Below are 24198 nucleotides of genomic sequence, written 5' to 3'. Positions count from 1 at the left end.
CGGATAGCCCCTTCGATCAGGCCTTCGTGAGATCGCTGGCGTCCGTTTCCCCGTCTTTCCCGATCCTCTCCGTTGCGCTCTGGGTCCATCTCGAATTATTTTCGTACCGAATGGTATTTTAATGATTGACAGGCGGGATGGCTCCCTCTATCTTTATCGTACCAACTGGTATAAAAATGCCGGTCAATTCGATCCGGGAGGATATCATCATGAAAGAAACAGTACTGGTTACGGGCGTATCGGGTTACATCGGGCTTCATTGTGCCGCGGAGCTCCTGCGAGCGGGGTACCGCGTTCGCGGGTCGGTCCGTAGCCTTAAAAAAGAGAAAGAGGTTCGCGAGACCATGGCGTCGGCGAACGTCGACGCGACCAAGCTCGATTTCGTCGAGCTCGACCTGACCAAAGACACGGGATGGGCAGAGGCGAACGAGGGGTGTGACTACGTCTTACATGTTGCATCGCCCTTTACTCTCGCGAACCCCAAGCACGAAGATGAAATGATCATCCCAGCAGTCGAAGGAACGCTTCGAGCCCTGCGCGCGGCTCGCAGTGCCGGCGTCAAGCGGCTCGTCCTCACGAGTTCGGTCCTCTCGATGATGGGGAGCATGAAGGAGGGGCAGTTCGGCCCACAGGCCTGGACGGATACCAACTCGAAGGAGATAAGTACCTACACGAAAAGCAAAACCCTGGCCGAGAAAGCGGCTTGGGACTACATGAAGAGTCTGCCCGGCGACGAGTCCTTCGAGCTCGTGGTGGTGAATCCGGGAGGCGTTCTGGGACCACCGCTTGGACGGAACGTCAGCGGCCAAACCATGACGATGGTGGGGAAGATGATCGCCGGCAAGATGCCCCTGGTTCCGAAAACCGCGTTCCCCATGGTCGATGTCAGGGACGTGGCGAAAATCCATCTGAGCGCCATGACCAACGAGAAAGCCGCGGGAAGACGCATCATCGCCGCCCTGTCCGAGCCGGTCAGTTTCCTCGAGATGGCCCAGACTCTCAAAAAAAGCGGCTACGGGCGTGTCGGTACGCGGGTGGCACCGAACCTCATGCTTCGATTCCTGTCGTTCTTTGACCGCGAGGCGAAGGGCTTGGTCGGGATGCTGGACATGAACCTGAAATCGGACAACTCGACGGCGCGCGAGCTCTTCAGGTGGAATCCGACCCCCATCGATCAATCCGTTCTCGAAACCGCACAAGCCGTGAAGCACATCAGTCAGACAACCGGCTGAATCTCGAGACCTCGAAATGGCGAAGGTGCCCTTTCCGCAGATTGAATTTGGCCAATCCCTGGCGGGACCGGGGTTGGCGATTTTCGATCTTGGCGGTACATTCATTGCGGCAGGCATGCCTGTGACCTGTCAACACATTGCGTAGGAAGCAAAAGGCCTCATCATATGGAACAAAAGAGGAAACGCGGGAGACCCCGCACCATGGAGCGCGAGCCGACCGTGATGCTTGCGATGGAGAACTACTGGCGGGAGGGCGTGCAGGCCCTCTCGATCAACGAGGTCTGTCGAAGGACCAACCTGTCGAAGCCCTCGCTTTATCGAGAATTCGGAGGAGAAGACGGGCTTCTCGACGCTGCACTGGAGTGCTACGGCAAGGTGGTGATCGCCCCGATGATCGCGGGCCTGGACTCCGAGCGTTCGTTTGCGGAAACCCTCGAATCCATGATCGACACCTTGACCGCTCCCCGGGACGCGCCGCAGGGCTGTCTACTCGTCAAGATGCGCGGTTCGCCGGAGTCACTCGGTACCCTGGCGAAGGCTCGCGTCGACGCGATGGTCCACAGCCTTCAGGAGGCATACGAGGCGTTGTTCCTTCGCGCTCGGAGCCTCGGCGAGGCTCGAAACGATGTCACACCGCGGCTCGCTGCGCGTTACCTCGACACCCAGGTGACCACGGTGCTCCGCCAGCTAGGTTCCGGGGAAGAGCCCGACCAGGTGAAGGCCGAAGCCAGACTGTCGTTTGCCGCGCTGCTTCCCGGCGCGGCATCGATCAGTTGACCCTGGGATCCCCGCGGCCCTCGTAGCTTTCCCGCTGAAGCCTAGGGAATGGACAGGGCCAAGCCTGTTGCCTTTGAGCCCAAGTGACCGCCTATTCCGGGGAAAGGCAGGTTGAACAGCACTCGCAGTCCCGTCTGGCCTTGAGATTGAGGAAGTGGCCGCTGACGAGGCCAAGACCACCGAAAATTCCGATCACGGTTCCAAAACCATGAACGCCCCATTCTTCGAGAAACCGGGAAACGATTAGCGCTGTGGTGCCACCCAAAAGGATGGCCACGACCCGAACCGAACCATGGGCCCGAAAGCCAAAAGCGGCGGCGAGCAGGGCCAAGAGGCCGGCTGAGAGGCTGAATGCCCACTCGGCTTCATGGCCGAATAATGCCCCCAATCCACTGGTGGCCAATGCCACCGGCGCGAGGCCCAAAATCATGCAGTGGAGGGCACAGGCAGTACTGGCGACTACGCCAAATTGATCCAAACGATGTTCGGATATCGCGATCATGAGATGCTCCTTTTCCATTCATAATTGAGTTGAGACCCACCGATACGGCCACGTCCCCTAAAGCACCGAGCCCGCGACCCAGGTGCCCTTGAACCGAATTTGTCAGACTGACCCGAATTCATGGCAAACCACCTTTTCATTGATCGAGGTTCTCAATATCGGGCGCGAACGCGCGAGGCAAAACGTTCCAGCCAGGCATCGGCACCAGCCGGCTTTTCGAAAGTCGTTCGCTTTTTAAGTGATGTACATTCCTGCAATTGATCCTTTAGCTCATCGAAGCAATGCCCCTTCTCCGCAATAAAGACGAGTCTGGTTTGGGGAGCGCGCGCTCCCCACGGGTTACCGATACTCTGGTTGACCCTTTTTCCCGCCACATGGAAAACGATTTCTCGGCTGGGGACATCCTGGGCGTGAACGAATCCCTTTGCCCGATAAACTTGCGAGGATAGCCGGCTCAGAACATCAAACAATCGCTCGCGGTCCAGTGGATGGTCGCAGGTGAACGACCAGGTCTCGAAAATAAGCGTGTGAGGCGTGTGGTGATGATGGTGGTGGTCGTGAACCGTGTGGACATGGCTCTCGATCGGGTCTTGCGCTTGCTCCGGTGAAAAATCGGATTCCGATCGCTCGAACAGTAGCTCTAAAGGGACCTCGCCATGACGTGTGCGGATGATCCGGGCTCGTGGAAATTCAGAGCGGATCAGAGTGCTGACGGCATCCAGTTTTTCCGAAGGACAGAGATCGCTTTTGTTGAGCACGATCAGATCGGCCACGTATAGCTGACGCTCCAAGAGATGAGTGAGGTTTACCGGTGTTTGGAAGAAGGTTTCGCTATCGATCAGGGTGACGAGGGTCTCGACACGGCACAGATTCTTCAAACGACCGACAAAGAACGTCATCGCAACAGAAGTTGGATCGGACACCCCACTGGCCTCGATCACCAAACGTTGCGGGGGATCTTCCGAGGAGAGGAGATCGAAGACGACCTGCTCCAGGTCATCGCGAATGGTGCAACAAATGCAACCACCGGAAAGTTTCAGGGTTTCGCCGGTAACGCCGACGACCAGGTCGCCATCGATATCGATCGAACCGAAATCGTTCACCAGGACGCCGATGCGCTCCTCGTGTGGTTGTTTTAACAGGTGGTTTAGCAGGGTCGTTTTGCCGCTGCCGAGGAACCCGCTGAGAATGGTTACCGGAATCATGGAACACCTTTTGGTCGAGAGGCACCCCCGTCAAGCCGATGAGTGCCCATGGTTCGGGCGTCGAGGCCCGTGCCGAGAACGCTTGTTTAAAAGTTCAGGCGGTAGGAAAGCGAGAGGTTGCGGCCTGGCTGTAACACCCGATCCTTGAGGAAGCTGGTGTGAAGTCGAGCCTCCTCATCGGTCAGGTTTTGACCGCGCAAGAGTACTTGATGATCGAGGCCCGCATAGTGAAAACGGTAGCTGGCGCTGAGGTTGACCAGGGTGAAGGCCTCACTGGTCGTTTCAAAGGGAGCGACCCGGTCCTGGGATGCCGTGCGCTGCACTTCGAAGTAGGTGTGGACCTGAGACCATTTCCAGGCAAGTTCGGAGGCCAGGCGTTGCGGTGTGATGCGAGGCAAGGGCGGGCCGTTTTGAAGGCGGGCTCGAACTTGATCGTATTGAAGGGTCCACCGCACTTCATGCGATCCCTTTTCCAACAGGCCCATGTTGATTTGGGCTTCGACACCCCAATGCCTGCTGTCGGCCTGGGTGAACACCGCTTCTTGAAGGCCGTCGATTTCTTCGCCGGTAAAGCTCTCGAAGATGTAGTTGGCGAAATCCGTGTAAAACAGCGTGATGTCACCGCGAAGCCGACCTTGGGTTTTGCGCAACTGGACGTCGACACCTCTGCCCGTTTCACGGCTGAGATTGGGGTTGCCCAGTTCGAAGGTGCCGGTCGCGATATGGGCGCCGGATGCAAACAGGGATTCGGCCGTCGGAGCGCGCTCGGTATGGGTGAGGTTGACAGCCAGATTGTAGGGTGATCGGGTACCGAAAACGAAGCCTAACGCAGCGCTGAGGCCATCAAAATCGCGGCTGTAAAACGTTTCCTCCCGTTCTTCACTCTTGTGGTCGTCGTCGTGGTCATGATCGTCGTCATCGTGGTCATGATCGTGATCGTGATCGTGATCCACCGATCCAACGGAACCGCGATTCCGACGGTGGTCGAAACGGGCTCCCATGTTCAAGTTCCAAGTCGCAAATACCTTTTCTTGAAATAGAAAGGCCGCAAATCCCTCGGTGGTATTGGGCAAGACGAACGCTTCTTCGCCCAAGGCGGAGAAGTCGCGTTTGGAATAGTGAAGCCCCACGCGCCCCTGATCGAAAAGGCCCCAGTTTTGGGTCACCGCTTCCAGACGGCCCTCTACGTACTCGTTATCGAACCGTGTTCCAAGGGCTTCGCCTTCAGCTTCGGTATGTTCGTAATCCGTTGCCGCGAATTTGAGTTGCAGTTGCGGAAGGGTATCGCTATCGATGAAAAGCGAACTTTCGACATCAAGCCGTTTTTGCTCGAGATCGATGACGACGCCATGATCTTCGTCGTGGTGGTCATCGTCATGATCGTCATCTTCGTTTTTATGGTGGTGATGGTGTTCGTGACCGGGCACCCCGTATTCATTTCGGTAATCGGTGTAGGCAACGCCCACCAACCCGTTCGGGGCTGTGTAGGACATGCCCAGACCCCATTTCTTCAGGTTCATGGCACTGTCAGCGAGGGTTTCACTGTTCTCGGAAGATTCATCATGGTCGTCATCGTGGTCATCGTGATGGTCGTCATCGTGGTCATCGGGAAAGCGTTCAGAGTTGCCCGGGATTTGGTAGTCTTCGGTTTCAACTGTGGTTGTATTGACCTGCCAGGCCCAGCGATTTCGCCCACCATCCAATCGCAGGCGACCTCCCTTGCGGTCAAATGCCGTATCGCCATTGATTTCCAAGACACCGCTGACCGCTTGGTCGTTTGGGCCGGTGGGAATCCGACGATCCATCATGTTGACGACCCCGCCGACTGCAGAACCTCCGTAACGGAGTGAGGCGGCGCCCCGCAAGACTTCGATTTGTTCCAATCCTTCCAGATCGACGCTGACGGCGTGGTCGACGCTGGTGGTCGACACATCCCCCGTCCCCAGTCCGTCCTCCAAAACGCGGATGCGGTCGCCACCCATCCCCCGAATGATGGGGCGACCGGCTGCTGCACCAAAGGAGGTGCTGCTTATTCCCGGCCGGGTTGCCAAGGTATCGCCCAAAGAAAATCGGCGGATCCGGTCCAAGGTTTCGCCGGACAGGACGTCGACCACCTGACTGACTTCGTTGGTGGATCGGGTGGAGCCTGTAACGGTCATGGTCAGCGATTCCAGGTGGAGCGGCTTTAACTGGATATTCAGCGATTGAGCCGGTTCGTTGGTGAGATGGAAAGCGAGTGGTTTCGAGGCCTCGAAACCATTCGCTTTCGCCTGAACGTGATAGGTTCCGACAGCGAGATTTTCAAAAAGGAAGCGCCCGGTGGCATCGGTGGTAGCCGAGTGTCCTGATTCGACAATCGTCACGGTGGCATCGGCGATGCCGTGATGAGCGTGATCGTGGACGAAGCCGGCGAGTGGACCGGCGGCTGATAACACGAGGGAAGAAAACAGCCAAAAGGTGGCGATAAGCCGCAGTAGGCGCATAGGTGATCTCCAAATTCTAGAACCTCTCGACATTTGATCGCTGGCGACAGACACCCTGCAAATTGTTTTTAACAACTTGATGTACAACGAGAGGTTACGAAGATTCAAAAGCCGGAGCCTTCGGTTCGTTTTGATATTGGTTTATCATTTTCGAAAAGAAAGCTCAATGCTTTTTTCAAAACGGAGGTCATCGCCCGGCACAGACATCCGGTCTTTTTAAGGCTTGGTTGTCGCGGCGCGTTCCGCTATTTGGGCCAGGACTTTTAGCGCCTGTGTCTCTCGCCCATCGGGCACGAATGAGTGGTCGTGAAAAAAAGCAGATACCGGATTGCCGCCCATCTCGTGTTTCGCGAGTTCGCTTGCCACATGGGCGATAAAGCCGACCGCATCGAGCGACGAATGCACATCCAGGTTGATCATGCGGCAGGGAAATGCGAAATCGAGTTGGTGACGCTCGACCTCCGATTTCAGCATGATGAACGTGGTGCCTTCTTGTTCGCGAAACATCATGCGGGGAACGATGTCGGCCGGAATGGCTTGGTCCTCGATGGTCACGAATACATAAACACCCTCGACGAGTTTGGCTGTCGATTCATTCTCTGAAAATCGACTCTTTGATTTCGCCTTTCCTTTTCCAATGATCCAAACTTGACGAAGCATGTAAAGGGGAGGCCAAAATGAGTCGTCGGGTTCGCCTTGCCATGCTGTGGGTTGCATCGTGTTTTTTTACCCAGGCCATGGGCTTCGTACAAGGGACAAAGGCTCCAGTGTCGGTTGGGGTGGTGATCGAAACGATCTCCGATCATTCGGCGTTGGCGCGATTTGGCATCGAGCCAGGCGATGTATTCTACCGTTGGGAACGGCTGCCCAATCCACCGGCAAATCCACAAGGCGGACAGGGGGTGTTCGCCTCCCCATTCGACTGGATCCTTATAGAAAAGGAGCAAGCCCCGCGAGGGATCGTGAAACTCTTCGGTGAACGCAATGGTGCCGAACGGGTGATTTCCGTGTCGCTGGGTTTGTGGCAGGCCGCCATCCGACCGGAACTGAACGAGGATCAGGAAGCAATCTACACCAAGGGAAGGCGGTTGATGGAAGAAGGCCGGATCGATGCGGGGGCGGCCCTCTGGAGAAGCCTTCCCCACCAAGCCTGGTTTGAGTTTCGCATTGGCGACATCGCCGCGAAAGCCGGGGCCTGGGCGGATGCGGAGCACGCCTATCGGACGGCGATGAACGAAGCCGAAAACGATCTCCACCCTGCCGCCTGGATTCAGTATCGCTTGGGCCGAATGTACGAAGATCAAGGCCACTTGGACAAAGCCGAGAATGCCTTCCAAAAAGCTCGGGATACCCTGGCCGATTCGCGAAATGCGCCCCTTTTGATGGCGATCCTGGTGAACAACTTGGGCGTGGTGGCCTGGAGTCGCGGGGAATTGGACAAGGCGGAAGAGCATTTCCTGCGCGCCTTGACGGTCAGGGAAAAGCTGGCGCCTGGCAGCATCCTCGTAGCAGGTAGCCTGAGCAACTTGGGAAACGTGGCTTCCAACCGAGGGGACTTGGCAAAGGGGGAACACTTTTTCCTTCAAGCCTTGAACATCCAAAAAGAGTTGGCACCTGACAGCCTCGATTTGGCACTCAGCCTGAACAACCTGGGAATCCTGGCTTACTACAGAGGGGCGATAGAAAGGGCGGAACGGTACTACAAACAAGCTTTGGCAATCAGGGAAAAGCTGGCACCGAACAGCCACGAGCATGCCGCTAGTCTGGATAACTTGGGAACCGTGTCTTATTCTCGCCGAGCATTCGAACAAGCGGAACGGTACCACCTCCAAGCCCTGAAAATCAGGGAGAAACTGGCACCAAGCAGCCTCTTTGTCGCAAACAGCCTGAATAACTTGGGAAACGTGGCTTCCTACCAAGGGGCCTTGGAAAAGGCCGAACAGTATCACCTCCGAGCCCTCGACATCAGAGAAAAGCTGGCACCGGACAGCCTCGATGTGGCAGCCAGTCTGAATAATCTGGGTTTGCTGGCTAGCAGGCGAAGTGCCTCGGAAGAGGCGAAACGATATTTCCTCCAATCATTGAACATCGTGGAAAAGCTGGCTCCTGACAGCTTGGATGTGGCGATCCGCCTGACCAACTTGGGTAGCGCGACCATCAACCTGGGTTCATTGGAAAAGGCCGAGCCGTATTTCCTGCAAGCCTTGAAGATCTATGAAAAGCTGGCGCCCGACAGCCTCAATCTCGTAACCAACCTGAACCATTTGGGTAATCTGGCAAAAAAGCGCGGCGATCTGGTCAAGGCGGAGGAACGCTACCATCGAGCGGTTTTGGTTTTGGAATCTCAAATCGCCCAGTTGGGCGGCTCATTTGAAGCCCAGACCGACTTCCGAGGGCAACATCAGGAGTACTACAAAAATCTGCTCGAGCTGCTGCTGGAACGAGATCAAAGGGAAGCGGCCTTCCATCTGCTCGAGCGTTTCCGAGCCCGCACCTTGCTTGAAATGATGGCGGAACGGGATTTCGCCTTTTCAGGCGACCACCTGCCGGCAGAATTGCTCGCGGCGCGAAAAAATGCGGGATTTCGCTATGAACAAACACAAGCGCGGTTGGCCGGCTCACGGGGTGACGGTCCCGAAGTCGAAAGCCTTCGCAGGAAACTTTTTGACATTCGCGATGAATACCAAACGATCAATGCCCAAATCCGGACGACCTACCCCAAATTGGCGCCCTCCGAGCCCATCGACTTCGAACGGGTTCGGGACACCCTCGAGCCCGGAACGGTGCTGCTCTCCTATTGCGTGTTCGAAGCGCAAACGGTGGTGTTCGTGGTGCGCAAAAAGGCTGACTTGCGCGTCGTGTCGATTCCAAAGGGAGAAACCTTCTTCGAAAAGGGGGTGGCCGCCGTGCGATCCTCCCTCAGCGACACCGCCAGATTCGGGGTGACCAAGATTTCGTTCTCAGAGTTCAAGGCCCAGTCCGCACCTTTGTTCGAGCAACTGATCGCCCCACTGCAAGCGGAACTGGAATCTGCCGAACGACTGGTCATCATCCCTGATGGACCGCTGCAAATAATACCCTTCGCGCTCCTTTTCGACCCCCGGAAGCGTCAATACCTGATCGAAACCATACCTATTTCTTCAGTGATCTCGGCGACCGTTTATGCAGAACTCAAAGAAAAGCCCCGCAAGCCCATATCGCGGGTGGTGGCCATCGGTGACCCGGTGTATCTCCAGGAAGAAAACCCTTCGAAGCCCTATGCAACCCGCCTCGAACCCGCCGAAGCACACCGTTTGAAAACCCAAACCAGGACACACCAGGCCGTCCTTGAACATCGAGGAATCGATTTCACGGTTCGTTCAATCCTCGAACGCAACCCCCGAGAATGGCATCGATTGCCGCAAACGGCACAAGAAGTGACACGAATCGCCGCCCTGTTTGGCGACAAAGCCGACGCTCTCTTGCGTCAGGATGCGTGTGAAGACCATGTCAAAAGCCTGGACCGGCACACCGACATTCTGCACATTGCCGCCCACGGCTTTCTCGATGCCGAACGTCCGCTGGAATCCAGCCTCGTCTTGACGATCAACCAGGCCTTTCAGGAAGGCGACGAGAACGGCATTCTCCAAGGCTGGGAGATCATGGAGGAGCTCCAATTGGAAGCCGACCTGGTGGTGTTATCCGCCTGTGAGACGGGCCTCGGAAAGGACGCAGGGGGCGAAGGCCTGATCGGTTTGACTCACGCCTTCCAATTCGCGGGAGCCCGCTCGATCATTGCCTCATTTTGGAATGTGCACGATTATGCGACAGCCCACCTGATGGAGCATTTTTACCGCTACCATGAGGCCGGCGACGACAAAGCGGTGGCCCTGCAAAAGGCCCAAATCGACTTGATTCGGAATCCCATCGTTAGAACACCCCAGTATGGACTATGGAAGTATCTGCCCGATTCCCTGATCGGAGACGAGGTCGACGTATCCCATCCCTTTTTCTGGGCTGCATTCCAGTTGATCGGGCCTTGGGATTGACGACTTTCGGCGGAAGCGCTGTTGCGCCTTTGTGTGGGACTCGGCAGGAGCGGTGATTCGGGAGATACATCGAACAGACCGATCCCACCACGTCTTTTGCGATCGCCCCTGCTTGACCGGCCGCGCCACTGGCATCTTGCATAAACTCCTTATTTCGCAGGTGTTTAACTCCGAAGCCGAACCTTTTCCCAAACGGTCGGAGCTGGTTTTCATGTCCCAAAACGGGCGAACCCCGGGAAGGACCTCCATTTCGGCCATTTTCGCCTTTGGTGATCGAAATCGAAAAAATATCGGCTGTTGTTTTGGCGTCGGGCGTGTAACGAAGCAGAACGGCATACAGGGTTCGGGACCGCGGATGGGGGAATCCGGTTTCGGCATCACACCGATCTCCGACCATGCCGCAACCATGAAAAACGAAGGTGTTGTGAGCGCATCGCAGTCGGTATCGCAGTTGGCCGCCCATATGGGTTGGCACCAACCGCAAGCCGATCGCCAGGCACGCTTGCACCTGCACTTCGACGACGGACTGAGCCTGGTGTTGTAGACCATTTGGAGGTCCTTTTCCTCGCGGATCAACACGCAGTGGGATTGGGTTGCCTTCTCGAGAATCACAAGGACGGATGGAGAAAAGAATGGGTGGACAATCAGGTGACAATCAATGCCCGGGTGCGACTTCCTGGGCTCGGCCGGGGGCCATGCTCGACGAGCGACGGGATCACGACAGGCCCAACGAAAAGACTCGGGCACCGGTGGCGTCCGATTCGGAAGAGACCATTTACGGGCTTGTTGCGAAGCAGGCGCGGGGGTATCCAAAACGAATCGCAATCATCGATGGCGAGACGGAGATCGACTTTCAGCGCCTCATGGCGCGGGCGAACGAAATTGCCGGCGAGCTCGCGGCACGTGGTGTGGCGCCGGGCTCCTTGGTCGGGGTGTGCATGAGCCGCACTTGGGAGCTTGTCGCGACTTTGGCAGGGGTACTGCGAGCGAGGTGTGCCTATGTGCCGCTTGACCCTGCATACCCCCAGGAGCGCGTGCGTTACATGCTCGAGCATTCTCGTGCGGCGGCAGCCATTGTGGAAAACGAACATACGGCGACGCTTTGCGAAGGCGTGGGTGAACTCATTTGGCTCGATGAGGCCAGAGACCAAACGGCGGCTGGCCTAGAAGAGCCGTCACCTACCGACCTGGCATATGTCATCTATACATCGGGGTCTACCGGGCGACCGAAGGGTGTGGCGGTCGAGCAACGAAATCTCGTGGCCATGAGCCATGCAATGGGCAAGTTGTTGAATGATGAAGAACTGGAAGGGGTACTCGCCGCCGCCTCGGTTTGTTTCGATACTTCGGTTATGGAAACCTTGGGGTCCTTGTCACTCGGGGGAACGATCGTATTGGCGGACCACGCTCTGGAGCTGCCGAAGCTGCCCTCCGCGGACAAGGTAAGAACCTGTGTCATGGTTCCGTCGTCGATGCAGGCGTTGCTCTCGTCAGAAAAGCTGCCGGAGAATATTCGCTGTGTCGTGTTTGGTGGCGAAGCGCTCAAACTGTCGCTGGTCAACCAAGTTCACGCGCTGGAGTGGCGTCCGCGGGTGGTAAACGCATATGGACCGACCGAAGATTCGGTTTTCTCGACAACCAGTGAGGTTCCGACAGGAACGAAGGTGGTGACGATTGGCAGGTCGGTACCGAATTCGCGCTCGTACATTCTGGACGATTCCATGCAGCCGGTTCCAGTCGGGGTTCCGGGAGAACTGTACCTGGCGGGTGATAAGCTTGCACGTGGATACCTGTACGATGAAGCCCAAACCAAGGAGCGTTTCGTCGCAGTGGAGCCGAACGGTGCGATTCCGGAAACGCGGATGTACAGAACGGGCGATTTGTGCCAGTGGCGCGAAAACGGTGAGATCGAGTTCCTGGGCCGAGTCGACCAACAGGTAAAGATTCGAGGTTTTCGAATCGAACTTGGAGAGATTGAGTCCACGCTCGAATCCATGCAAGGGGTTGATGCGGCAGCGGCGGCGGCGCTAGACGGGGGCGTTGGCCAAAAAATACTCGTTATCTATGTCGTCAGTCAGGATGAAGCGGTAACAGACGAGGCGGTGAAAGCCTATTTGGCAAAACGGCTGCCGAAATACATGGTTCCTCAACTGGTGATGCACCTCGAGGAGTTGCCACTGTTACCCAACGACAAGCTCGATCGCAACCGACTTCCGAGCCTGGAGGAAGTACATCGTTCTGCGGAATCTCGAGCGGACGCCGGCGTTGCCGCAGTTGGCGACGCAAGTGGCCCAGTGCACCGTCTGACGGGTACCAAGGAAGCGCGACATGCGGTAATGGTATCGATCATCCAGGGCGAGGTCGCCTCTCTCCTCGACATGAATGATCCCAAACGAGTTTTACCGAATCTCCCATTCGACAGCTTTGGTCTGGACTCGTTGACCACACCGGAATTGAGTAGTCGATTGACCAAAGCCTTGGGTCGTAAACTACCTGCCGAGGCGATTTTTGATCATGCCACTCCCGAGGCCCTGGCCGATTACATCCTTAGCCTAATGGGTAGTACCACAAATCAAGGTTCCGAGAGAAAAGTATCTAGCATTGACTTGGACTCACTCGCCCATTTTCAATCGCATTTTCAATCCAGCCATCCAACGTTTCAAGCCGCGAAAGCGCCCGCCTGGTCCGCGACCGATAAGGGCAAGCTCGTGCAGGAAGTGATGCGCATGGTCAACGACAGTCGCAGAAACCCGTACAGCAAGGTCATCCGCACGGGTAGTGCGAGTAGAGGGACCGTGACCGATGCGTATACCGACGAAGAGCAAGAGGCCATCATATGGACCACCAACCTATATCTCGGTTTGAACCGGGACAAAAAAGTCATCGAGGAATCCCGTACCGCTCTGGAGAATTTTGGGACGGGCATGGGAACCTCTGCAGCGGCGTCGGGTTTGACCGATCTCCATCTGGCTTTCGAAACGGAATTTGCCGATTTGGTGGGAAAACCCGGCGCTTGCCTGTTTCCGACGGGGTATACGGCAAATGTCGGGGTAATCGCGGGTCTTCTCGGTAAAAACGATGTCGTTGTCCTCGATCAGCTTTGTCACGCATCGATCGTCGATGGTGCTCGCCTTTGCGGCGCGACCATTCGAACGTTCAAACACGACGATGCCGAAGATTTGGCAACGGTGTTGGAGGCGGAAGTATCTCCGTACCGTACGGTCCTCGTCGTTCTCGAAGGTGTATATAGCATGGGCGAAGGCGCGGCCCCTGTGGCGGAGATCGTGCGCACCGCAAAGAGGTACGGTGCGTTGGTCTTGGTGGACGAAGCACATTCCTTTGGCTTCTACGGTCCTCGTGGCGCCGGTATTTGTGCGGATCAAGGGGTCACGGAGCAAGTGGACTTCATCATGACGACGCTCAGCAAAGCGCTCGGGAGCCTTGGCGGCATCGTCGCCGCCAGGAAGGAGCATGTCGACCTGCTGAAGTCGTCGGCCAGGGCTTATATTTTCCAGGCTTCGATCAGCCCTGCGGATATGGCCGCGGCCCTGACGGCTTTGCGAAGACTCAGCACGGACGACACGCTGTGCGCGCGACTTTGGGATACGACCCGTTACATGCGTGCGCGATTCACAGAGGCGGGGTACGACCTGGGGACTGGCGACGGCCCCATCGTCACCCCGCACTTTAGCGACAAGGACAAGCTTTATGCAATCGTCCAGGGCATGTACGAACGCGGGGTTCAAACATCGGCGGTGACCTATCCCATCGTGGAGAGTGGACGAGGCCGGCTAAGGCTCATTTGCTCCGCATCTCATACACGAGAGGACGTGGACAAGACACTCGCGGCGCTGATCGAAGCGGAACGTGAAGTCGACCAACAGCTAACGACCACTCACATGGATGCCGCCGACGTACACCAAGGGCTATCCGACGTAGAGGATTGGGCCAACGCTTTTTCCGCCTACGTGAAACAGTCGATGGCCAAGGACGGCTGGCCGGCCCCGGATCTTGCCGTGTCTATCCAGCTTCCCGATGATGAAGCACCGATCACCTTCATGATCGATGAGCAAGTCGTCACATTGAGAGCCCAAATCGTACCTGAAATTCCCACATGCTCATTGCAGCTCACGAATGGTCAAGCGATCTCGGCCTTGTGCTCATCGAATGTTCAGGCGTTGCTTCGTAGTATTTGCCAGGGTACCTGCGTGTTGAACGGCCAGGTCGAACCGTTTATTTGGCTCATTGGACGAATGGTCGACCGCCAACGAGACGCAAACGCGTTTGACGTTTCACAGCCGTGCTAGCGCCAGGAGGAAATCCACCATGGACGTCCATCCTGCAGGAAAACCAGTCGGATTCTTATCGGGTCCGGGTCGGTCCTTGCAATCATTCGCAAGGTAAAAGCCTATCGTGAGAAGGAGCCGGGCACGGCCTTGAGGTTGTAAGCCCACCATTGACCACGAGTCGCGTGGCTTGGCTTGCCCGGGTACCCTTCGATTTGAAAATGATCGGAGGGACACCAGTGACCGGCGGGAACCTACCTCCTAAAACGATCCGGCCCTATGGGCGTGTCGATTTTTTCGGCACGCCCCCTCGTGCCATCGGTATTAGGGGTCGTTCTTTTTGTCACGACAGACAAATGATTCGCTGTTCTTCCGACCCGAGGCTTCGAGCGTTTACTCTCTCGGGATCAAGGGACCTGAACCGTTGCTGTCGTGACCTTTCCGATGCTCCCACTCATCGGGGGAACTTTCGCTTTCCGCAGAAATCGAAAAGAGGTTGAATGACAAAGGGAGGATTCCATTCGGAGTCGAACCTTTCGCCGCATGATGAAGGTGATCACCTGGCTGGTGGGATGGCCCAATCGAGTACTGCAGCACAACGCGATTTTTGGGAACGGCACCACGCCGTCCTCCTCCGACTGAAAACGCGTGCGGTTCGTCGATACGGCGGGCAACGTCAGCGTGTTCGGCCGAGACGGCGTCTTTCAGGCCGACGCCCCGAATGGTGGCGCCAGCGACGCCTGCCTACCCGATGGTTGTGCGCCGGTCCATGCCGACATCCACTTCATCGATGATCAGTTGCGCCGGATCACACGGGCACGCACCATGGATGGAACCTCCCTCGAAGGCTTTTCCCAAAACAGCTATTTCCTATTGGACCCCAATGGCCAGCGCACCGAGTACCAGGCGGTTCGTCGCGTCACGGATTGGAACAATGCGACGGTTGTGCGCTTCTACCCGGTCGAAATCCGGCTCCCAAACCAACGCACCCTTTCAATTTCCTACGTCGGCGTCCGTGATCCCGACGGCACCCTGCCGGACTCGGCGCTCATTGATCGGGTAGCCGATTCCTTTGGTCGGGCCTTGCAGTTCCACTACGCAGGTGACGGGTTGCAGCGTGTCATTCTGGAATCCGACCAAGGCTCTCGATTGTTGCGCACCTTCGAATACCAGACCGTCCAGGCCGCAGGCCAGGCATTCACGGTGCTCCACAAGGTGATCACGCCGCTGGGGCACGAAACGGTGTTCACCGCCGAAGATATCGGCGAGCGGGTACCCTATGTCACCGCCATGACCCTGCCGACAGGGGGGACCGTTCGGTATCAGTACGCGTCGCGGTTCTTCCAATATGTCGAGGTGGATACCAGCGACTGCCGCACTCCACGAGATGACAGTTGTGAAGTACTCACCACCCGGTCTCGTCGGTACGTGCGCCTCCGGGAACTTTCCTATGGCGGTGGCCGGTACCGTTTTGATTACCGGCAATGGACCTCGGATGAGGAACGCGGTACTTCCTGGGATGAGGGGCGGATCGATGTCACGGTTACCGAACTCAATGGCGAGGTGCCCTATGAGCGAGTGACCAGCTACGTCAACACGCCCGTCCACCACACCTTGTTCCAGACTTGGGACCAAAGCCACGTCGTAGGCCGCAACAGAACCCGAACCGTCACTTATCGGGATTCCAGCTACGAAGAGACCTGGACCTACACACCACCGCTCACGATCGGCGGCCATGCCGGCGGCGATCAGATACAAGTGCATGCGCTCCGCCGTCACAGCCAACGCGAGGAGCAAGTCTGGCTCGATACCGATTACCACTACTCTTGGTTCGGTGAAGGGGGCCTCGACGGGCAGCGCTTCGATGTCCACTTCATGCAACCGACCGCGGTCATTCGCCAGGCCCGCAATGGTTCCCACGTGTTGCGAAAATCCTTTGACTACGAGCATCGGGCCGTCAGGGCGTTCGGAGAACACGACCACACCTTTGATGACCCCTATGCACTGAATCTCGCCACCGAGGTTTTGGAGACCTTCCAACGCGGCGCGATCACGGAAACCACCGAGAGAACGACCTACAAGTACGAGAACGCGATTTTCCCCTTTGCAACGGAAATTCGCCGCTGGCGCAATGGAGATGATTACGAGCGCGACACCTTCGCCTACTACCAAACCGGCCCTCTTCGTGGCCTGCTCTTGCAGCAAACCCATGGTAACAGCACCGTGGTCACCAGCTATCACGACTACCGATTTGGTGTGGCCCAGCGGATGGATTATCCCGAGGGCGTCGATACCACGCGCACGATCAACCCTGACGGCTCGGTGGCCACGGAGACCGTTGATGGCGTGACCCGCAGGTTCACCTATGACCTCGATGGCCGCCTCACGCGAACCGAGCAGCCGGATACCGCCGACCTTATCACCGAGTACTCTCAGCCGAGAGCCAGCCATCCTTACGTAACCAGTTTCTATCGGCTCGATGCCCTGCAGCGTAATACCGCCGAGATGGCGCTTGCGATTGTCACCCGAACCAAGAGTGGCAACACGATTCCGGTGATGTTCCGGCAATTCGACGCCTGGGGCCGGGAGACCCGCGAGACCATTCGCACGATCGATTGGAAACCTTGGAACCGCGACACGACCTACACCGCATTGGGCTTGATCGAACGCAAGACCAACGGTCTCGGTGGGGATTGGTCATACGAGTACGATGTCTTCGGACGTCCCACCCGGATTTACCACACCTGGCGCCAAGCCTCTCGAATCCTTCAGGACACGTCCTTCGCGTATGCCCGAACGGCGGATGGCGGGTCGGTGATCTCCCAAAGCACGACGGCCTATGGCGTTGACCGGACCTTGAGGCGCACCAAGGAAACCGATTTTCTCGGTCGCACGACCATGGCGAGCACTAATGGGGCAAAGCACCTTCTTCCAGTACTTCCCACATGCGAAAGGCTTGGAAATCAAGGTTCGCCCCTTTGGCGATGGTTCGCTCGAGCGAACCACCGTCAGCACCTGGCTGGGGCAACGGGTCACCGAAACCCATCCCGAGAGCGCCGAGTCGATCCACTACGCGTACAACAGCCGTGGACTATTGGAGAACCGGTATCAAGGTGCTGCCGCGAACCCCACGACGGTCACTCGATTCGTCTATGACGGCCTTGGCCGTGTCCGGGAGACCTGGAACCGCCAAGCCAACGAAGCCCATGAATCGCTGGTGACGACCTTTTCTTACGACGTCAACAACCGCATGTCCGAGGCGGTTCAGTACACCGATGGCGGCTTGCCGGTGACCTATACCTACAAGGATTTCGATGACGCCAACCGCCTGACGGGGATGAGGATCACCCTGCCTCAATTGGACGGGACCAGCCTTGAAGGTGTTGGGGCTCCCTTCGAAATGATGCTCGGTGAACGTTCCTATGAGTTGGCCATCGCCTACGATGAAATCGGCCGCGAGCGTTGGTTTCAGCATCCCGAGGGTGCCTATGAATCCTATGGCTACCACTACTACGGACAGCCGGAAAGCGTCTACTACGGGTTCGGCCCGAACCATCCCGAGGGGCCCGTCTTCGAGCACCTGATCGAACAAGCTCAATACAACCCGTACAGCGGACAACTGGTGGGCGCGGTTTGGGACCAAGGCGGCTGTGATTCCGAGGCATGTGGGCCCGCGCTTCAACGCATGGGAGAGCCTGTGTCCCGCGACGAGCAGCGCAGACCCGAATTGGACGAAAACCAGGTGCTCGACGTGGCCGCACTTTCTGAGGTGGCCGAACGCGGTCAAGAATCGGGGATGGGTGTTCTCAACACCTGGTGGCCGGATTCGATGGGCCGAGCGGTTACGGTGCAGCTCTTCCCGCATGGTGGTAATCCCGAGTATCTGTATCGACGGCTCCTCACGATCTACAACGAGTGGGGTTTCATCGAATCGTTCTCTCGCGATGACCGCCTGTTCCCCAGCCGAACGGAGATCCGGCACGCGTACACGGATCGCGGGCAGTTGCATTCGTTTTCCGTGGGCAACGAGGCCATCACATACGGCTACGACCAGGTCGGCAACCTGACCAGCCGCTCGGGGATGAGTTTCCACACGGGGACGTCCACGCTCGCGGTGGCCTCGCATTCAGCGAGCTTCGGTCAGGGCAACCGATTCCATCGGGACGGTGGTTACACCTACGACGTTCAAGGCCGGTTGACCCAGACTCCGAACCATTCAGTGCGCTACAACCGCGCTGGCCAAATCTCCCAAGTCCTGAGCGACCGACGGGTCGATGGCGAACACCGCTCCGGTTCAGGGGATCGGCTTTTCCTTTACGACGCCTTCGGTCAACGCGTCGCTGCCGTGCGGGAGAACACCCAGACCGTAACTTACTCCATCCGCCACGCCGACGGCCGCATCATCACCGAGGAAGACTTCCCCACAGGCGCGGGCAACCAACTGAAGCAACGTCGACAGTACGTCACCCTCCAAGGCAAGGCCATCTTCGTCGAAAAGGAAGATTTCGAAAACGGCAAACCCACCCGTTTGGAGAAGATCCACTTCTTCCGCGATTGCCTCGGGAACCCGGTGGTGACCTGGAACGGTGAAACGAATGCGGTCACCACGGCGGCCTATGAGCCCTACGGCCAACCACTGATCGAAGCGGCACGCCACAAGGGGGCTCACGGCTTCACCGGGCACGATGAAGATCCCAACGGGCTGATCTACATGGGTGCGCGCTTCTACGATCCAGTAGCCGGATGCTTCACGCAACCGGATCGTGCCCGCGACTTCAACCCGTATTTGCCCAACAGCTACAACCTCTATACCTATACCCATCAAAACCCAGTCAGTGGCACCGATCCAAATGGGAACGCGGTGGAAACCGCCTGGGATGTCCTCAACATTGGGATCGGTGTCGCTTCCTTCGCCTACAACGTGCGTGAGGGTAATTGGCTCGATGCGGCGATAGATGCAGGCGGCGTGGTCGTCGATGGTCTGGCCGCTGCGGTTCCTGTTGTACCTGGTGGAGCTGGAACGGCCTTGAAAATTCTACGCACCGGTGAAAAAATCGTCGACACCGGAACTGATCTTGCCCGAGCTGCTGACAAGGCGAACGATGCAAAGAAAGCCGCCAATGCGGCTGATAACGCTGGGGATGCAGCGAATGTTACGAAAAATCCTGCAACAAAACGCAGAGTAAAGCTCCGAAAAGAGACACGGAAGCAAATTGAAAAAAATCAACCTAGAAACGAGAGGGGAAAAATGATTGATCCCCACTCCAAAGAACCCTTAAAGCCGGGGGAAATTGATGTCGGGCACAAACCTGGCCAAGAATGGAGAAAGCGACGAAAAGGGCATGATGAATCAGGGAGCACTAGGAAAGAGGTAATCGAGGCAGAAAATGACCCTGCTTTGTACCATCTCGAAGATAGGGCTTCAAATCGAAGTCATCGCCACGAGGATAAAAGACTATGAAAATACAAGTCGGGTACATTATTGCAAGTCATGATGTCATCAAATCTGGGAAATCAATTGGCTATCTTTACAGGGAAGAGCCTGACAGTAAGGAAGACAGCGGATGGCGAGTTTTTTCCGGTTTGGAGAACAAGGAGTACGTTGAAAATGCCAATAATTTTTCAATGTACAATGCCTCAACTATAGTCGAAATTGACCCTTTGATTGCCACAGTATTAGAAACGCCATATCCTGCTTCGTTTGAAAGGGATGAAGAGTCTGGTTGTTTTGTCAGGATCAAAGAGTGAAATGCACTTTTGTTAATCTTTGATGCCTTGGGGAAAGTGAATTGGTTTCCTTGGAGCCGATTCGCATTTTCCGCTTTCGTGAGCTTGCTCTTGCTGTGTATTTACATTGCTTCCACCATTTGCAAAAAGATAGGAACTCAGCGGTTATGCTTCACTTTTCTCAACGTGGACCAACATACCGCGGTGGGTGGAGATGCTCAAATGGCTTTGACAGTTTTTTTCCGGATTCGGCTCTTTGTCCATGGGAACCGCCACCTTGATAAACCCTGGCTCCGTTCTCTTTGGAACCAAACGTAAAGATCCCATTTAGCTCTCCGATCATTTTCAAATCGAAGGGTACCCGGGCAAGCCAAGCCACGCTACTCGTGGTCAATGGTGGGCTTGCGTTTTATCAGCCCCGGATTTGCTCGTAAACCACGGCCGGGTTCCGGCGGATCGTCGGATGACTGGTACCCATTTGCTGGGTGGCCTAACCCAGGCTGTTCGAGCGCATCACGGCGAGAAACACGCGCAGGGGATCCCAAATAAGGTCGGGAAGGGTGGTCATGGCCGCGCACTCCTGGATGAGTTACAGGTGAGTGGCAAAAAAACGTACCACAAGTGAACATAATTGTTTCTATTGTTTGCTATCTAGCTTGCCTAAACTGGGCTTGGCCCCTAGGCCCGCCAGCCCCACAAGCACAAGGTGCGGCTGGATGCGGGCCGAGTCATCCCACAAGAGAGGTCCGATGCCATGAAGAACAGAATCGACAAATCCATGCTATTCTGGGACCGCCACGCCGACTACTACGCCAAAAAAGCCATCGACTCGTCCCGCCGGATGATCGAGATCACTCAAGGCTCGGGCCAAAGGCCTGCCCAATGTCGCTTTCAGCCAAGCGGCGGTGTTCGACCTTCCCCACTAACCGGAATCGTTCGAGGTAATCCTGGGCCCGAACGTCATCCATTTGGTGGCCGACATCCAACCCACCATCGCCCTCTGTCACGAGTTGTTGAAGCCGGGCGGGGTCTTCATCTTCAGCACCTCGTGCATTGCACGCGCGAGCATGTTCCTGAAGTGGCTGCTCCCGATCGGCGGCAAATTGGGTCTGATTCCCCAGGCGCAAATCTTCGACAACGATTATCTCAACGGCGCCATGGCCTGTGCAGGCTTCGAGATCGCCATGAGCGAGTCGCTCAACAAAACCGGCAGGACCGGGTTCCTTTTCGCAAAGAAGTAATCCTAAACCTGAAGGCCAGTCTGGTTCTAATCGAAACGCTGCAAGCGCACAGTCCCTTCATCTCACAAGTGACGCCGTCGCGGCGGGTTGGGCGGGTCCTTCCAGGCCCCTCGAGCTCTTTCCAAGAGATCGCTTCACATGCGACAGACGGAACGTTTGCGTGTTTCGTGACGCCATCCCCGCCAAGAACTGGCGTCTTCGGCAATCGTGGGCCGGTTCACAAACAACGCCCTAATTTCCCCAAGAAATCGTCATACGTGGATCAAGCGTGAAGGGGAGTAAAAATGCCACGTCCAACTCAGAGAAGTTCAAGGCCAGGGTTCCATAGATTTTCGGTTCGACCCTACATTGCTTGACACCCTTAATATGTTGCAACTTCGTGTTGATATTGAAGAACCGATATACAGAGAAACGCCAGCCTTTCCGGCTGGCGTCCAACTACGGGAAAAAGCACTACAGGGAGCCTAAACTCTCCGGGCTCTATTAAAAGAAAAGGCACTGGGTGCTCCTATGTGGCTCTATTAATCGAGGAGTAAAAGATGAACAAACCGGAAGCGTTTTGGGATAAAGCTTCAAAAAACTATGATAAGACAGAGGAGCGTTTTGAGTATATTCATAATAAGACTAAAGAAAACACTGAAAAATATCTCAATGACCACGATATTGTTTTAGATTATGGATGTGGAACAGGTACAAAATCCTGCGAACTTGCCAGCCAAGCGAAAGAGATTCATGCCATTGATATATCATCAAAAATGATTAAAATCGCAAAAAATAAGGCTACTGTTTGTAAAGTTAAGAATGTGAATTTCACGCAAACGGACATTTTTGATAAAAAATTTAAAAACCAAACATTCGATGTGATCCTGGCTTTCAACATGTTGCATACAGTACCTAACCCACAGAGCGTCATGCAAAGAATACATGAATTATTAAAACCTGACGGATTGTTTATTTCTGCAACCCCTTGCTTGCAAGAGAAAAAGTCATTATTGGTGACTATTCAAATTCAATTTGTTCGAGTTCTTTGTGCAATGGGATTAATCCCCATCCCCATCAGAAGACTCAAAAGCCCCGAGTTAGATCACTTAATAACCAGTGAAAGTTTTCAAATCATTGAAACAGAAAAAATATACAAAGAAGCATCTAGCTATTTTATAGCATCAAAGAAGACGTACAAGCCTCAATTAAATGCGCATTCCCATGATTTCGAACACTGATTCCATTTTGATTTCGAACACCCTGACGATTCGAATTCGGACAGCTCGACCGCCTTTTTGGAAAGGTGTCCGAATTTAAACGGAGCGGCGTCCCTATGTGTCACGATAGTTATCGCCCCGGCTGAGTTAGAATTCTCAGCTTTGGAGGACGAACATGAATCGATACACCGAGGGGCAAAAAGAGGCCACGCTGCAGCGGATGGTGCCCCCGCAGAATCAACCCGTGAAGCAGATTTCAGAAGAAATGGGTATCCCCGTGGCGACGCTGTATCTATGGCGTCGCAAAGCCCAAGATGAAGGCATCGCCCTCCGTATTTGAGATGTCCCACTATCTCAATCCGGTTTCAGGGTTACTACCCACAACACATTGAGCGCTTACGAAGAGACGCAACGATCGTGGACTCGCACTTCCAAAGTCGCGATTTGGAAAGCTCACATTCGGATTTGGGCTTGAGACTGGTTCCACTGCAAGAGAACGCGATCGATCTCCTAGAATCACTCCAAACAAGCCCTACCAAATGAAATGAGCGCATAAAAACGGTACTATAGTCTATTGGACGATGATCACTTCCAGGCTTGGCCTGATCAAGGATCTTCATGCCGAAGAACAAATCTCGAAAGAAAAAGACCAAATCAGCAGGTAGGCTATCTTCGCCGATTTCGTTTCAGCTTTCTTCAGAGTGGTACCTCAAATATCACATTGCTCTGCTCGAAGGCTTGGAAGCCAATGCCCAGAAGTTCGTCTACTGGGACCTGGGCCCAGGCGAGCGGCCCCAAAAGGTGAAGGCCGAGTTCGAGCACGTCGCGAAGCGAGAGGGGATTCTCGTGCGGGTTCTCCTAGCGCCGGGCGGGAAGAACCTGCGATTGGCCTATTTGCAAAGCGGGATCAGGACAACCGCTATTCGGGTGAAGGGAAAAGACGGCGAGGTAAAAGTCGAAAAGCAGGTGGGCAATGAAAACGGCAGGGTTTTCGAGTTGGCTCAGCGCCTCAAAAAGACTCCTCACATAGGCAGCCAGGGACCCGACCATCCCAGCCTCTCCTCCTCATTATGAAACAATGAGTCGGCCCGGCGGCCAATGCTCACGCAAGCCTGGAATGGAAAATCGAAATCTGGGCCTGGCCAGTACATTCCCATGGCATGTGAACCTTACTGAGGACAACAAGACCGAATCCAGCCGAGCACTCGCCATTTGGTTCGCACTCAAGGACAGCAAATCATCGCTTCGATGGATTCTGCTCTGCTGCGGCAGAATTCACTCCACATTTAACTTCTTAAATTCAAGTACATTACGCAATCTCAAAGAGGACGCTCATCGAACCGGAATAATGTGTTCACTGAAATTCTGTCCAATGAGGTTCCACTCTGGACAGAAACTCATGTAAAGAATATGTAAAAACCCGATCTTTCCACGAAGACGTTCGACTCGGGTGGGAACTACGCCTTTTTTTCGAACTTGAAGTTCGATTCCGGCGTGAACAACTCACTTTTTATCGAA

Annotated in this window: 16 protein-coding genes; 12 read left to right on the top strand and 4 right to left on the bottom strand. The window is 55.6% G+C overall.

Features of this window, described 5'->3' with window-relative positions; translation table 11 throughout:
• The first annotated feature begins 137 nt into the window (after positions 1-137).
• Both J3U87_RS17480 and J3U87_RS17475 read left to right on the top strand, forming a co-directional pair.
• The gene (locus tag J3U87_RS17480) at positions 138-1232 is read left to right on the top strand and encodes an SDR family oxidoreductase (protein ID WP_237384342.1); all 1095 of its coding nucleotides are present in this window, start codon (positions 138-140) and stop codon (positions 1230-1232) included.
• Positions 1233-1433: 201 nt separating this feature from the next.
• Complete coding sequence (locus J3U87_RS17475; protein ID WP_237384341.1) at positions 1434-2009, top strand: TetR/AcrR family transcriptional regulator; 576 nt, start codon at positions 1434-1436, stop codon at positions 2007-2009.
• A 91-nt stretch (positions 2010-2100) separates the two neighbouring features.
• Here the strand turns inward: J3U87_RS17475 and J3U87_RS17470 are convergent, their stop codons facing one another.
• From J3U87_RS17470 to J3U87_RS17455, 4 genes are all read right to left on the bottom strand, one after another.
• Positions 2101-2511, bottom strand: coding sequence for a MerC domain-containing protein (locus J3U87_RS17470; protein ID WP_237384340.1), 411 nt, complete (start codon positions 2509-2511; stop codon positions 2101-2103).
• Positions 2512-2663: 152 nt separating this feature from the next.
• Positions 2664-3716, bottom strand: a complete 1053-nt coding sequence (locus J3U87_RS17465; RefSeq protein WP_237384339.1) for a CobW family GTP-binding protein — start codon at positions 3714-3716, stop codon at positions 2664-2666.
• An 86-nt stretch (positions 3717-3802) separates the two neighbouring features.
• Positions 3803-6199 carry a TonB-dependent receptor gene (locus tag J3U87_RS17460; protein ID WP_237384338.1) on the bottom strand — a complete coding sequence of 799 codons (2397 nt, stop codon included), beginning with the start codon at positions 6197-6199 and terminating at the stop codon, positions 3803-3805.
• A gap of 216 nt (positions 6200-6415) precedes the next feature.
• Complete coding sequence (locus tag J3U87_RS17455; protein WP_237384337.1) at positions 6416-6916, bottom strand: ACT domain-containing protein; 501 nt, start codon at positions 6914-6916, stop codon at positions 6416-6418.
• 245 nt (positions 6917-7161) lie between these two features.
• Here J3U87_RS17455 and J3U87_RS17450 point away from each other — a divergent pair, with 245 nt between their 5' ends.
• From J3U87_RS17450 to J3U87_RS17405, 10 genes are all read left to right on the top strand, one after another.
• Positions 7162-10227: a CHAT domain-containing protein gene (locus tag J3U87_RS17450; RefSeq protein ID WP_237384336.1), complete on the top strand. Its 3066-nt coding sequence runs from the start codon at positions 7162-7164 to the stop codon at positions 10225-10227.
• Positions 10228-10339: 112 nt separating this feature from the next.
• Complete coding sequence (locus J3U87_RS17445) at positions 10340-10771, top strand: hypothetical protein (protein WP_237384335.1); 432 nt, start codon at positions 10340-10342, stop codon at positions 10769-10771.
• Between the two features lie 88 nt (positions 10772-10859).
• Positions 10860-14534 carry an amino acid adenylation domain-containing protein gene (locus J3U87_RS17440; protein WP_237384334.1) on the top strand — a complete coding sequence of 1225 codons (3675 nt, stop codon included), beginning with the start codon at positions 10860-10862 and terminating at the stop codon, positions 14532-14534.
• A gap of 627 nt (positions 14535-15161) precedes the next feature.
• A complete protein-coding gene (locus tag J3U87_RS17435; protein WP_237384333.1) occupies positions 15162-17669 on the top strand; it encodes an RHS repeat domain-containing protein in 2508 nt (835 codons plus the stop codon).
• A 94-nt stretch (positions 17670-17763) separates the two neighbouring features.
• Entirely contained in the window at positions 17764-19974 is a 2211-nt protein-coding gene (locus J3U87_RS35130) for an RHS repeat-associated core domain-containing protein (protein WP_337249575.1), read from the top strand.
• Entirely contained in the window at positions 19971-20261 is a 291-nt protein-coding gene (locus J3U87_RS17425) for a DUF2185 domain-containing protein (RefSeq protein ID WP_237384332.1), read from the top strand. The genes J3U87_RS35130 and J3U87_RS17425 overlap by 4 nt, the downstream gene beginning before the upstream one ends.
• A 950-nt stretch (positions 20262-21211) precedes the next feature.
• Positions 21212-21481 (top strand): class I SAM-dependent methyltransferase, encoded by a 270-nt coding sequence (locus tag J3U87_RS17420; protein ID WP_237384331.1) that lies wholly within the window; start codon positions 21212-21214, stop codon positions 21479-21481.
• 539 nt (positions 21482-22020) lie between these two features.
• Positions 22021-22701: a class I SAM-dependent methyltransferase gene (locus J3U87_RS17415; protein WP_237384330.1), complete on the top strand. Its 681-nt coding sequence runs from the start codon at positions 22021-22023 to the stop codon at positions 22699-22701.
• A gap of 154 nt (positions 22702-22855) precedes the next feature.
• Positions 22856-23020 carry a transposase gene (locus tag J3U87_RS17410; protein WP_237384329.1) on the top strand — a complete coding sequence of 55 codons (165 nt, stop codon included), beginning with the start codon at positions 22856-22858 and terminating at the stop codon, positions 23018-23020.
• Between the two features lie 278 nt (positions 23021-23298).
• Positions 23299-23754: a hypothetical protein gene (locus J3U87_RS17405; RefSeq protein WP_237384328.1), complete on the top strand. Its 456-nt coding sequence runs from the start codon at positions 23299-23301 to the stop codon at positions 23752-23754.
• Positions 23755-24198 lie beyond the last annotated feature (444 nt).

Origin of the sequence: Sulfidibacter corallicola (assembly GCF_017498545.1) — a bacterium.
Classification (GTDB): Bacteria; Acidobacteriota; Holophagae; order Acanthopleuribacterales; family Acanthopleuribacteraceae; genus Sulfidibacter; species Sulfidibacter corallicola.
Note: the sequence above shows the minus strand (reverse complement) of the source record. Positions and strands in the feature narration are given on the sequence as shown.

Bases quoted from the DNA above. Each gene is read 5' to 3' on its own strand.
- J3U87_RS17480 (WP_237384342.1), top strand. From the start codon at position 138: ATGGCTCCCTCTATCTTTATCGTACCAACTGGTATAAAAATGCCGGTC.
- J3U87_RS17475 (WP_237384341.1), top strand. From the start codon at position 1,434: ATGGAGCGCGAGCCGACCGTGATGCTTGCGATGGAGAACTACTGGCGG.
- J3U87_RS17470 (WP_237384340.1), bottom strand. From the start codon at position 2,511: ATGATCGCGATATCCGAACATCGTTTGGATCAATTTGGCGTAGTCGCC.
- J3U87_RS17465 (WP_237384339.1), bottom strand. From the start codon at position 3,716: ATGATTCCGGTAACCATTCTCAGCGGGTTCCTCGGCAGCGGCAAAACG.
- J3U87_RS17460 (WP_237384338.1), bottom strand. From the start codon at position 6,199: ATGCGCCTACTGCGGCTTATCGCCACCTTTTGGCTGTTTTCTTCCCTC.
- J3U87_RS17455 (WP_237384337.1), bottom strand. From the start codon at position 6,916: ATGCAACCCACAGCATGGCAAGGCGAACCCGACGACTCATTTTGGCCT.
- J3U87_RS17440 (WP_237384334.1), top strand. From the start codon at position 10,860: ATGGGTGGACAATCAGGTGACAATCAATGCCCGGGTGCGACTTCCTGG.
- J3U87_RS35130 (WP_337249575.1), top strand. From the start codon at position 17,764: ATGTCCGAGGCGGTTCAGTACACCGATGGCGGCTTGCCGGTGACCTAT.
- J3U87_RS17425 (WP_237384332.1), top strand. From the start codon at position 19,971: ATGAAAATACAAGTCGGGTACATTATTGCAAGTCATGATGTCATCAAA.
- J3U87_RS17415 (WP_237384330.1), top strand. From the start codon at position 22,021: ATGAACAAACCGGAAGCGTTTTGGGATAAAGCTTCAAAAAACTATGAT.
- J3U87_RS17410 (WP_237384329.1), top strand. From the start codon at position 22,856: ATGAATCGATACACCGAGGGGCAAAAAGAGGCCACGCTGCAGCGGATG.
- J3U87_RS17405 (WP_237384328.1), top strand. From the start codon at position 23,299: ATGCCGAAGAACAAATCTCGAAAGAAAAAGACCAAATCAGCAGGTAGG.